The following is a 12,579-nucleotide window of genomic DNA, read 5'->3' as shown; positions in this document are numbered from 1 at the left end:
ATGGCTGAATTATTAAATGTTTTAATTATTGAAGATCATCCGTTAATTATTAGTGCTTATGAAAATGCTCTTAAACTTATAAGTAAAAATAATAGTAGATTAGAATTTGATATTGATGTTGCAACAAATTGTGACACTGCTTATAAAAAAATTAAGGAAGTATCAAGTGCTAAAAAAGTACATATTGTTTTTCTAGATATTAAGTTACCTCCATCTAAAAACGGGAAAATAATTTCTGGTGAAGATTTGGGTGTTAAAATAAAAAAGATATCACCAAATACTAAAATAATAGTTGCCACAACTTACAATGATAATTACAGAATTAGTTCAATTTTTAAAAGTATTAACCCTGAGGGGTTTTTAATTAAAAATGATTTAAATCCTAAAGAACTAGTTTTAGCTATAGAAAATATTATAAAAAACACACCTTATTATAGTAAGTCTGTACTTCAATTAATTAGAAAACAAATATCTAACGAAATAGTAATAGACGAAATAGACAGAAAAATAATTTACGAATTATCTAGAGGAACAAAAATGAGTGAATTACCTCAAATAATTCCGCTTTCTATTTCTGCCATTGAGAAAAGAAAACGTACTTTAAAAGAATTATTTAATTTAGATAAAAAAGATGACAGAGGATTAATAAAAATAGCAGAGGAAAAAGGGTTTATTTAGTCTTTAAAATAGAAAAGAAACAACTAAATGAAAACCTTACTTATTTTGAGGAGAAACCTTTTTTTTTATACTGTTAGCTTCTCTACATTTGAAATGCTATTAGTAAATTATCAACAAGAATTTATTTCTTTAGGGTAATCTTAAGAAACGGCATGATATTTTTATCATGCCGTTTTTATTTTCAAAAAATTAATTTAATCATTCAGCTTTAAAACAGCCATAAACGCTTGCTGTGGTATTTCTACATTACCAACTTGACGCATACGTTTTTTACCTTTTTTCTGTTTTTCAAGTAATTTACGCTTACGCGAAATATCACCACCGTAACACTTAGCAGTTACATCTTTACGAAGCGCTTTAATGGTTTCACGAGAAATAATTTTGGCGCCAATTGCAGCTTGAATAGGAATATCGAATTGCTGACGTGGAATTAATTCTCTTAATTTTTCACACATTTTTCTACCAATGCTTTGTGCATTATCGGCATGTATTAATGCAGAAAGAGCATCAACAGGTAGTGCATTTAATAATATATCTAAGCGTACAAGTTTTGATACTTTCATACCAATTGGATGATAATCAAAAGACGCGTATCCTTTAGAAACTGTTTTTAAACGATCATAAAAATCGAATACTATTTCGGCTAAAGGCATTTCAAAAGTTAATTCAACACGTTCAGTGGTTAAATAGGTTTGATTTAAAACAAGACCTCTTTTTTCAATACAAAGTGACATCACATTACCAACAAAATCGGCTTTTGTAATAATGGTAGCTTTTATATAAGGTTCTTCTACACGGTTAACGGTTGAAGGATCTGGTAAATCGGATGGGTTATTGACTATAAATGCCTCATCTGGGTTTTTATTGGTAAAGGCATGGTAAGATACATTGGGAACCGTTGTAATAACCGTCATATCAAACTCTCGTTCTAAACGTTCTTGAATAATTTCCATGTGCAGCATTCCTAAGAACCCACAACGGAAACCAAAACCTAATGCGGCAGAACTTTCTGGAGCAAAAACTAACGATGCATCGTTTAGTTGTAATTTTTCCATAGAGTTACGAAGCTCTTCATAATCTTCGGTGTCAACAGGGTAAATACCAGCAAATACCATTGGTTTTACATCTTCAAAACCTTCAACAATATTGGTCGTTGGGTTATCAAAATCTGTTATTGTATCACCAACTTTTACTTCTTTAGCTGTTTTAATACCTGTAATTAAATAACCAACATCACCTGTTTTTACAGATTTTTTTACAACTTGATTTAGTTTTAATGTACCAACTTCATCGGCATAATATTCTTTATCTGTAGCAACGAATTTTATTTTTTGACCTTTTTTAATTTCACCATTAAAGACTCTAAAGTAGGTTTCAATACCTCTAAACGTATTATAAACAGAATCGAAAATTAAAGCTTGTAATGGTGCATCAGGATCACCTTGAGGAGCAGGAACACGTTCTATAATGGCTGATAAAATATTTTCAACACCAAAACCGGTTTTTCCACTGGCGTGAATGACTTCTTCTGGATCGCAACCTAAAAGGTCTACAATATCATCGGTTACTTCTTCTGGGTTGGCACTTGGTAAATCGACTTTATTAAGTACCGGAATAATCTCCAAGTCGTTTTCTAAAGCTAAATATAAATTAGAAATAGTTTGTGCTTGAATGCTTTGTGCAGCATCTACAATAAGTAAAGCTCCTTCGCAAGCAGCAATAGATCGAGAAACCTCATAAGAGAAATCTACGTGACCCGGTGTGTCTATTAAGTTTAGAATATATTTTTCACCATTATGCTCATAATCCATTTGTATGGCGTGCGATTTTATGGTAATACCACGTTCGCGTTCTAAATCCATACTATCTAATAGTTGGGCCTGTTGTTCCCTAGCAGTTACCGATCCTGTAAAATCCAACAAACGGTCGGCAAGAGTACTCTTACCGTGATCTATATGTGCAATGATGCAAAAATTTCTAATGTTCTTCATAGTCAACAATCTTCGTAAAAAAAAGATGCTGCAAATATAGATGTTTTTTAAATGAGCGTGAAACATTGTATAGATGTAATTTACACAGGCTATATGCAGTTCGTCCTTTTATTGTTTTTTTTAAATAAAAATTAGAGGTTCTTTACTTTTTATTAATATTAAATATTTTTGATTTTTCAAAAAAAGTGTAACTTTTACACTTTTTAAACGTCTTGTTAATGAAGTGTTTAAAAAATCAATCAAAAAAATCAAAATCACATATGAATAATAGTATTAAATATAGAAATAAAGGAGCTTTTAGTATTCATTATAATATGTGCTAAATTGTATTCTCAAGAAATACTGTCTAATTCTTAGGGATAAGTTTCGTTACTAAATATTGAAAAATAAGGATGTGTTTTTTTACTTAAATAATAGTTTAAAAATTGGAAGATTGAATAGACGAAATTTAGGTATAGTATTTGATGTATATCTTTTTTTAAAAGTGTAGAATTTACACTTTTAAAAATATCTTATTGGTAATAATTTTATAAGAAGTTAATCAAAATAAATCAACAAAAAAGTTACAAATGAAAAAAACAGGATTAAGTTTAGGAGTAGAGTATTTATTGATGTGTTTATTAGTATTTGTTTTAATAAGTTTTAAAACGTATTCTCAAGAAGCACCATCTAGTTCACAAGAACAAATTTCATTACCCAATATTGAAAAAATATATTTACATACAGATCGTAATTATTATACCCTAGGGGAGTCATTATGGTATAAAGCTTATTCTGTATATGCTTATAATAATTTACTTTTTAATAATAGTAATGTTTTATATGTAGAGTTGATTTCTCCAGACTCGAAAATAATAGCTCGTCATAAAACAAAGTTAGTTGAAGGTTTAGGGAATGGCGATTTTAAATTAACAGATTCTACTGGTGTAAAAAAACCGGGTACGTATCAATTAAGAGCGTATACTAATTGGAGCCGAAATTTTGATGATGATTTTGTTTTTAATAAAGAGATTAAAATCTTAGATGCTTTTAATGAAGAATCAACAGAGACCAATGTACTTTCAGAAGGAACAGAAAAGAGTAAATCAAGTAATGAAACAAAAGAAGCCACTAAAAATAATATTAAGGTTCAATTTTTCCCAGAAGGAGGTTCGCTTATAGAAAATGTTTCAAGTATGGTTGCTTTTAAAGCGGTTAATAAACAAGGGATTCCAGTAAAAGTAAAAGGAAAGATTTTGGATTCTAATAATATATTAATAGCTTTATTTGCGAGTGTTCATGATGGTATGGGCCAGTTTAAATTAAAACCTGTAAAGGGTGAACATTATCATGCAGTAATTACTTCTATAAATGCAGATAATATAGAAATACCATTACCAAAGGCAAATGAACAAGGTTATTTACTAAGTTATAAAAAACTAAAAGGAAGAGATATTGTTAGCATTAAAACCAACAAAGAGACCGTTTTACAGCATGGAGATACACCATTAGTAATTAGATGCGCAACAAGAGGAATTACCTATTTTGAAAGTAAACAGCCTTTAAAGAACACGTTACTATCTTTTGAATTGCCAAAATCAGAATTACCAGAAGGAATTAGTCAAATAACATTATATGATGCCGATTTAAAACCACAAAGTGAACGATTAATTTATGTTGAAAAGGACCAAGATCTTGAAGTTACTCTTACTACGAATAAAAGTTTATATAAACCAAATGAAAAAGTAGATGTAACCGTATCATCTAAAACTAAAACAGGAGAGGTTTTACCTGCTAGTTTTTCATTAAGTAGCACAGATACCAATGGTGTTGAAGCTAAAGATTACGGTATGAATATATATTCTTATTTTTTAATGCAGTCAGACATTAAAGGGAAAGTTTATAATCCAAGTTATTATTTCGATGATTCAAATACAGATAGATTACGTGCTTTAGATTTATTATTGTTAACACAAGGATGGCGTGATTTTTTATGGAAAACAGTACCAAAAGTAACAGATAGTATTACGTATAATGTAGAAAAAGGAATAACTATATCTGGTAAGGTAAAACAACTTTTAGGTAAAAAATCAAAAGAAAATAGTACTGTGACCTTAACTTTAATGAATGAAAAAGACATAATAGATTTAGAAAGTAAACTAACAGATAACGAAGGGCGTTTTAGTTTTGAAAATTTAGCATTTTCAGGAAAAGTAAATATGTTATTGAAAACCAAGGATAAAAATGGAAAAAACGGTGGCATGTTTGTTTTAGATTCTTTACAGTTATCTCCAATGAATGTTAATTTTAAAAATAACGGTATTATTCATACACCAGAAAATAAAAAGATAAAAGAAAACGTATATAAAAAGCATGTTTTATTTGGTGTACCATCTGAAAATGTATTAGAAGAGGTTGAAATTATAGCAAAAAAGAAGGATAATATTCCTAGTTTATATGGACATGCAGATCGTAGTTATGTTGTAGATGATACTAAACATAATAATGCTCTTGATATTTTTCAAATGATTCAACGTAATATTCCAGGGGTAAGAGCTTTTAATTTTACAGTTGGATTTAATAGATACCAAGGTGCTCTAGCACATGTTATAATTGATGGTGTTAGTTTGGATCAAAAAGATTTAGTGACAATTCAACCAGATGAAGTTGCTAAGATTGAAGCTTTTGTTGGAACAAGCACAGCTATATTTGGACCTGTAGGAGCTAATGGTGTTATTGTTATTTATAGAAAAACGGGAGGCGGTAAAAATGCGTTACCTGTATTTCATACTATAAAAAAAGAAATAGAAGGGTATTATGAAGCTCGTGTTTTTTATTCACCAGATTTAGAAAATTTACCATCTGAAATATATACTAAAGAGTCTATTCGTAATACTTTGTATTGGAATCCTTATATACACCCAGATGCTGCAGGAATTAAAACAGAAACCTATTATAATAGTTCTATAGAAACCAAAGTAAAAGTAACTTTAGAAGGAATTACTGCTACAGGTATTCCTGTTGCCTTAAAAACGTTTTATACTATTGAAAAATAAGGAGGTGTTTTTTTAAAGCGTAACTTAATTTTAAATAATGCAGTTCATCAGAAAAGTATTTTATCTCACACCCTTATCAAGTTTATTTGTGGTATAAATATTTAAATTTACTGTAATGAAAAAATTATGCTACGCTTTATTGTTTCTATTAATTGCCTTCAAGTGTTATGCTCAAGAAACTGAAAAATTACCAAAAGTTCCTTGGGAGGATATTGTTGAGTTAAATAGCTCTGTGAGCCAATCTTTTGGGGATATTACAACATGGGATTCTGCTGTGAAAGTCCAATTAAAAGGGAATTATACAATTATAGATTCTTTAAACATACTGAAAACTTTAACTAAACTAGATGCTATAACAGAAACAATAACTATTAGGTTTTCAAAACAGGAGAATCCTAATTTAATCATTACTTTTTTTGATAAAACTGTTAAAAACCCAAAAAATCATAGAGCACCATATACTTGGACAAGTAGTTATGATGAAAACGGAAGAGTTGATAAAGTGTCTGTTTTTTATGAAGAAAAGAAAAACCCAAATTTTTATAATGCATTAGAACTTAAAATTGCACAGCTATTATATCATGTAACGTTTCCATATAGATCTTTAAATAAAAGGACCAGTATTTTTAACCCGTTACAAAATCCTAATAATACTTTAGAGCCATTAAATAATCAAGATATTGCTATTCTAAAAGAAATCTATAAACCAGGTTTTAAAAATAAACTTGAAATTGCAAACAAGCAATTTGAATATGTTTTTGAGGATATACGTAATATTAAAATAAAACAACGAGACCGTAATTTATGGTCGGTTAAAAACCCTGTAGCTCTTATATTTTTACCAGTTTTATTTTTATCATTATTCTTTATATTTCTTATTAGTAAAATTAAAAAATCAATAGATGTAAAAATTAAAAGAGATTGGTTAAGGTTTGGAGTAATTGCTCTTGTAAGTTTATTTTTTTTGAGCATTGTTATTATACTTTGTGTGTCTTTTTATGATTTCTTAACAATACCTGATGATTATGATAAGGTTGGTTATGTAAGACACGATACTGTTTTATCGACAACAGTATTTTTGTTTGTAGTTTTATTTCCTCTTCTTTATTTGTTTCGCTTTATAGAAATAAAAATTCAAAAAACATTGAAAAGTATATTTACAAAAACAGCTTTAATTTTTTTGTCGACAGGTTTTTTGCCTTTTATATGCACAGTATTACTGTTTGTTGTAGTAATGAGTAATAGAAGGGTTGCTAATATTCAAGGTGGTTATTTAACATTATCTAAAATATTTTTATTTTTAATGGCAATCGCCTCAATACGCGCATTAATAAGTTTCTTCATTTTTAAAGAACGAAATTTAATTATCGAAAACGAAACGAAGCTTTCCAATTTAAGAGAGTTAAAAACTAAAGCCGAATTAAAATCGTTACAATCGCAAATAAACCCACATTTTTTATACAATGCTTTAAATTCTATTGCGAGTTTAGCACATACCAATGCCGGTAAAACAGAAAAAATGGCACTTTCGTTGTCAGATTTGTTTAAATACACCATCAACCGAAAAGGCAAAAAAACAAGCACTGTAAATGACGAATTAGAAATGGTACGTAGTTATTTAGAAATAGAACAAACTCGTTTTGGAGATCGTTTAGAATTTGTTATCAATGCAAAAGACGATGTTTTAAATGAAGAAATACCTATGTATATTTTACAACCTTTGGTAGAAAATGCAGTAAAACACGGCATTTCTAAAATTGAAGATAAAGGCATTATAGAATTAAATATTTTAAAAACAGAAAAAGGTATTGAAATTGAAGTAATAGATAATGGTCTCAATTTCCCTGAAGGTTTAGTAAGTGGTCATGGTTTGCAAACGGTGTACGATTTATTGCGTTTGAGTTATGGTGATAAAGCCGAATTAAAATGGCAAAACACACCGCAGAAACGTATTGGTATTTCAATTGATAAAACAGCCTAAAAATGAGTACAAAATACAGCACCATTGTTATAGACGATGAGCCACCAGCAAGAGAGCGTTTGTTAAAATTACTTGGAAATTTTCCAGAAACCTTTCATGTTTTAGATACGGCTAAAAACGGACGAGAAGCCAAACAAAAAATAGAAGCCTTAAAACCCGATCTTATTTTTTTAGACATTGAAATGCCCGGGCTTACAGGTTTTGAATTGTTAGAAGCGCTAGAAACGATTCCCATAGTTATCTTTTGTACGGCTTACGATCAATATTCGTTAAAAGCCTTTGAAACCAATAGTATTGATTATTTGGTAAAGCCTGTGCGTTTAGAGCGTTTAGAAAAAACTATTGATAAGTTAAAATTACTCGACAGGCATTTTTCTACTCAAAATTTTTCTAGTCTTTTAAAAGAAATAGCGTTACAAAAAGAAGTTAAAAAAATGACGTCTATTACCGTTAAAAAAGGTGATAAACTTGTTTTTGTAAAATTAGAAGATGTCTCGCATTTTGAAGCAGGCGATAAATATGTAAATGTCTATGCAAAAAGCGAGATTCATTTAAGCGAGCAATCTTTAATTCAATTAGAACAAAAATTACCACCTAACTTTTTAAGAGTGCATCGTGCTGTAATTATAAATACAGATTATATTAAAGAAGTCCAGAAATATTTTAATAGCCGATTCATCATCACTTTAAACAACAATAAAAAGAGCAGTATTACAACAGGTAGAAGTTATAACGATGCAATTAAAACTTGGATGGATTTGTAACAAATACTTAAAAGAATATACTTACAAGCTAGTTTAGTGCTATTTGTACATAAAAACTTATATATTTATTGAGTCAATCAAAACAACATCAATCTTAAACTAAATAACCATGAAACCATTTTACTTACTTTTCTTGCTTTTGGCAACTCAAGCATTTTCGCAAAACCCAAACAATTCAAAAACGATTTTACCAGATTCTGTTTTTGGAGAATGGTATCATTTAAATAACGGAAAAGATACTAGCGTTTTAATTCATAAGGGTTTTATAGAGTACCATTATAGTGCTTTTATGTACGAAGAAATTAAAAAAATAAATGATACTACCTTTTCTTTTTCAGCAAAAGATGTATTAGGTAAATCTTTAAATTGTGATTTAATTATTCTGGCTAAAGATAGTATTAAGCTAAGAAGAGGGAAGTCAGAATTAATTACATGTAAAAAACGAGAACATCCACTTAATTCTAAACAAGTAAAATTTAATGAGATTCCAGAGCTCATAAAAAGAAACTGGTATACTACTAGTGGCGATGATTCCTTAGAATTTAAAGTGACAGATAATGAGTTTCTTTTTAAAGGTGAAAAATATATAGTTGATGAAATCATTAATTTTAAATCTAATGGAGATGAACAGTATAGGTTTGTAGTAAAGAAAGATAAAACCTATTGGATGCTTTATTTTAAAAAATGGTCAGAAGATTATTTACAAGTAGGTATTCATGGTAAGTATGGGTATTTATATAAATCAAACAAGGCTTATCCTAATTCTAGAATAGAAAATGTCAAAGAATATATGGCATCTATAGTGCCAAAAGAAATACGTGGAAATTGGTTAAAAACTGATGGAAGCAATTTATGGTCTCATAGTTTCTACTATAATTTTGCAGTGCTAGAACAAGCTAAATGGAACTATAAAACTGTTAAAAAGAAAGGCAGTAAATATGTGGTGACTTTAGAAAAAAATGGTACAGAAAAAGTTGTGTATGCACAACCAAATACTAATAATACGGTTAGTTTTGGCACTAATAAAAAGGAACTTCAACCTTATAGTCTTAAAAAAATTAATACTCCAAATGCTAAGTTAAAAGAAAACAAAAGCACTATGGTTGATCCTACTATTCTTAAAGTAGGTATAGCAACTTATTCGGGTATTATAAAAAACTTTAGTAAGGATAGTACAGAAAAAACTGGTGCGGTTGCTGTAAACAATATTTTTACTGGAGATCAAGATTCTTATTTAATTGAAATAAAAGAAGATGGTAGCTTTTCTGTAAGTTTTCCATGTTATCATTTACAGCAAGTATATGTTAAGTTTTCAAAAAGTTATTCGGCGGTTTATGTTGCTCCAGGAAAAAAGACATGGCATTTTATAAATAGCTCTAAGAAAAGTGAGGGGTTTTTTGCAGGAGATTTAAAGCAGTTAAATACCGATTTTGCTAGCTTAAGTTTTCTTGTGTTTGATAAAGATTATCATAATCTTTCAAAAAACATAAATAAGCTTACGCCCCAAGATTATAAAGTAGCTTGTTTTGATATACAAAAACAACAGATTCAAACATTAGACAGTATTTCAGAAACACGTTTTTTAAGCAAAAAGGCATATAAAACCATGCACGAAGAGTTAACATATAGAGCTTATCAAAACGTGTTGAGTTATGATATGTATAAAAGAACTAAACGAAAAGATAGTGCGAACGTAGATGCAAAGTATATCGATTTTATTGCTCCAGATATTTTAAATAACAAAAATGCTATACAAACAAGTAGTTATGGTTCTTTAATAAACCGTTTAAAATATTTAAGACATTTTAGAAAAGGCATCAGTGTATCACATCCTAATATTTCAGAATTGGCAAAAATATTAAAAGATCAAGGTGTAGAGCTTACGGATGATGAATTAGACTTAGTAGAAAAGAATAATAGCTACAATAAAGAGAATGCCCAAGCCATTAAAAAGCAAAAAGACTTTTATGAAAAACATAAAGATATTTCGAGAGGCATTATTAAAAAATACGGAACGTTATATCAAAAAATGACACCTGATGAACGTAAAAAGTATTTTGGAAGAAACATGAAGTTTGATGATTTTACAGTCTATATAAAGGAGAATAATTTGGATATTGTTTTTACAGATGCTGAAAAAGAATTTCAAAAAAAATCAAAAAATATACTGACAAAAGAAGAACAAGAACGTGCCGAATTATTTTCTTCTGAAGAAAATAATAAACAGCGTAAAGCCTTTACAGAAAAACACAAAAGTTATATAGATAAATTTGTTTCTAATGAGTTAAAGAGAAAAGGTATTGAAAAGATTCGTGAAAATCTAGAAGACACTTTTACTACAGATATTATTATTGCTCAAGAAATTTTAGGAACGTTGAGTCGAAATTACACGCCTTTATCAAACATAGAATTACAAAACGCAAAAAAAGAAATTAAAAATAGTTTTATTGCAGATGTTTTAACTATTGAAAATGATAAGTTAAAAGCTAAAATAGAAGCCAATAAAATAAAAACAGGTTTTGTGGTAAACACAACATCAAATACCGAAGCCGATGAAATTTTTGAAACCATCATTTCTAAATATAAAGGAAAAGTGGTGTTTGTCGATTTTTGGGCAACGTGGTGTAGCCCATGTAGATCTGGAATTAAAAGAATGAAACCGCTTAAAGAAGACTATAAAGGTAAAGACGTTGCATTTGTATATATTACAAGTCCGTCTTCTCCAGAAACGACTTATAACAATATGATTCCAGATATTAAAGGAGAACATTATAGAGTATCAAAAGATGAATGGAATTATTTAAAGGGTAAATTTAATATTTCAGGCATACCTCATTATTTACTTATTGATAAAAAAGGTAATGTAGTAAAACGTAACACTAGCGATTTACGTAGTCCAGAAAGTGTAAAAGGTCTTTTAGATAGTTATTTGGAAAAATAAATATTGTATTAGTATATTTTTAATTAAAATTTGGATGAGTTTATAACTAAGACCTGTCAGGTTTCAAAAACCCGACAGGTCTTTTCATGAAGCGTTCAATATTTTAAAAACTCCATAACACCCCATTTTATTAAAAAACACTAATTTTGCCCAAAAATAAAACGTGGTAAAAATAGACAACATAGAACTTCCCGATTTTCCTTTGCTTTTAGCACCTATGGAAGATGTAAGCGATCCACCTTTTCGTGCTTTATGTAAAGAACAAGGAGCCGATGTTGTGTATACCGAGTTTGTATCAAGTGAAGGCCTCATACGTAATGCCGAAAAAAGCGTTATGAAGCTTGATATCTACGAAAAAGAACGTCCCGTGGGTATTCAAATATTCGGTGCTAATTTAGATAGCATGTTACAAACCATTGATATTGTAGCAGCATCAAAACCAGATATCATCGATATTAATTTTGGTTGTCCCGTAAAAAAAGTAGTGAGTAAAGGAGCTGGAGCAGGCATTTTAAAAGATGTGTGTCTTATGGAACAACTCACTGCCGAAATGGTAAAACGCACCAATATTCCAATAACGGTAAAAACCCGTTTAGGTTGGGATCATGATTCTATTCGTATTGTTGAGGTTGCCGAACGTTTGCAAGATGTAGGTTGTAAAGCCATTGCTATTCATGGCAGAACGCGTGCCCAAATGTATAAAGGCGATGCCGATTGGAAACCCATTGCCGAAGTAAAAAACAATACACGCATGCACATCCCTATATTTGGAAATGGCGATGTTACCTCTCCAGAACGCGCCATGGAAATGCGCGACGTATATGGTTTAGATGGCTGTATGATAGGGCGTGCCAGTATTGGAAATCCGTGGTTTTTTAAGCAAGTCAAACACTTTTTTGAAACCGGAGAGCATTACCGACCAATTACCATGCAAGAGCGCGTAGAAGCGGCTCGCCGTCATTTACAAATGTCTATCGATTGGAAAGGCGAAATTCTAGGTGTTTTCGAAACCCGTCGTCATTACACCAATTATTTTAAAGGCATTCCGCATTTTAAAGATTACCGAATGAAAATGGTAACTAGCGATGCATCAGCCGATGTGTTTGCAGCCTTCGATGAGGTATTAGAAAAGTTTGGCGATTTTCAGTTTACAGAGTAAATATATGTCTGGTAATTGAAAATGTCCTTT

Annotated in this window: 7 protein-coding genes; 6 read left to right on the top strand and 1 reads right to left on the bottom strand. The window is 30.0% G+C overall.

Translation table 11 applies throughout. The features are described from left to right. A complete protein-coding gene (locus ACH5TX_RS12695; protein ID WP_439339871.1) occupies positions 1 to 678 on the top strand; it encodes a response regulator in 678 nt (225 codons plus the stop codon). 194 nt (positions 679 to 872) lie between these two features. On the opposite strand, the gene lepA is transcribed toward ACH5TX_RS12695, so the two are convergent. Next, positions 873 to 2,669 carry a translation elongation factor 4 gene (gene lepA, locus ACH5TX_RS12690; protein ID WP_439339870.1) on the bottom strand — a complete coding sequence of 599 codons (1,797 nt, stop codon included), beginning with the start codon at positions 2,667 to 2,669 and terminating at the stop codon, positions 873 to 875. A gap of 569 nt (positions 2,670 to 3,238) precedes the next feature. Between lepA and ACH5TX_RS12685 the strand changes: the two genes are divergently transcribed. From ACH5TX_RS12685 to dusB, 5 genes are all read left to right on the top strand, one after another. Further along, entirely contained in the window at positions 3,239 to 5,704 is a 2,466-nt protein-coding gene (locus ACH5TX_RS12685) for a hypothetical protein (protein WP_439339869.1), read from the top strand. Between the two features lie 115 nt (positions 5,705 to 5,819). Continuing rightward, entirely contained in the window at positions 5,820 to 7,685 is a 1,866-nt protein-coding gene (locus ACH5TX_RS12680) for a sensor histidine kinase (RefSeq protein ID WP_439339868.1), read from the top strand. 2 nt (positions 7,686 to 7,687) lie between these two features. Next, positions 7,688 to 8,449, top strand: coding sequence for a LytR/AlgR family response regulator transcription factor (locus ACH5TX_RS12675; protein ID WP_439339867.1), 762 nt, complete (start codon positions 7,688 to 7,690; stop codon positions 8,447 to 8,449). Between the two features lie 109 nt (positions 8,450 to 8,558). Then, positions 8,559 to 11,390 carry a TlpA family protein disulfide reductase gene (locus ACH5TX_RS12670; protein WP_439339866.1) on the top strand — a complete coding sequence of 944 codons (2,832 nt, stop codon included), beginning with the start codon at positions 8,559 to 8,561 and terminating at the stop codon, positions 11,388 to 11,390. 163 nt (positions 11,391 to 11,553) lie between these two features. Continuing rightward, complete coding sequence (gene dusB / locus ACH5TX_RS12665) at positions 11,554 to 12,549, top strand: tRNA dihydrouridine synthase DusB (RefSeq protein WP_439339865.1); 996 nt, start codon at positions 11,554 to 11,556, stop codon at positions 12,547 to 12,549. Positions 12,550 to 12,579 lie beyond the last annotated feature (30 nt).

Origin of the sequence: Thalassobellus citreus (genome assembly GCF_044385915.1) — a bacterium.
Lineage (GTDB): Bacteria > Bacteroidota > Bacteroidia > Flavobacteriales > Flavobacteriaceae > Thalassobellus > Thalassobellus citreus.
The sequence above is the reverse complement of the archived record's forward strand: the minus strand, read 5'-3'. Positions and strand labels throughout refer to the sequence as shown.

Coding starts and splice junctions, on each gene's coding strand:
- ACH5TX_RS12680 (WP_439339868.1), top strand. CDS start 5,820: ATGAAAAAATTATGCTACGCTTTATTGTTTCTATTAATTGCCTTCAAG.
- ACH5TX_RS12695 (WP_439339871.1), top strand. CDS start 1: ATGGCTGAATTATTAAATGTTTTAATTATTGAAGATCATCCGTTAATT.
- ACH5TX_RS12685 (WP_439339869.1), top strand. CDS start 3,239: ATGAAAAAAACAGGATTAAGTTTAGGAGTAGAGTATTTATTGATGTGT.
- ACH5TX_RS12670 (WP_439339866.1), top strand. CDS start 8,559: ATGAAACCATTTTACTTACTTTTCTTGCTTTTGGCAACTCAAGCATTT.
- ACH5TX_RS12675 (WP_439339867.1), top strand. CDS start 7,688: ATGAGTACAAAATACAGCACCATTGTTATAGACGATGAGCCACCAGCA.
- lepA (WP_439339870.1), bottom strand. CDS start 2,669: ATGAAGAACATTAGAAATTTTTGCATCATTGCACATATAGATCACGGT.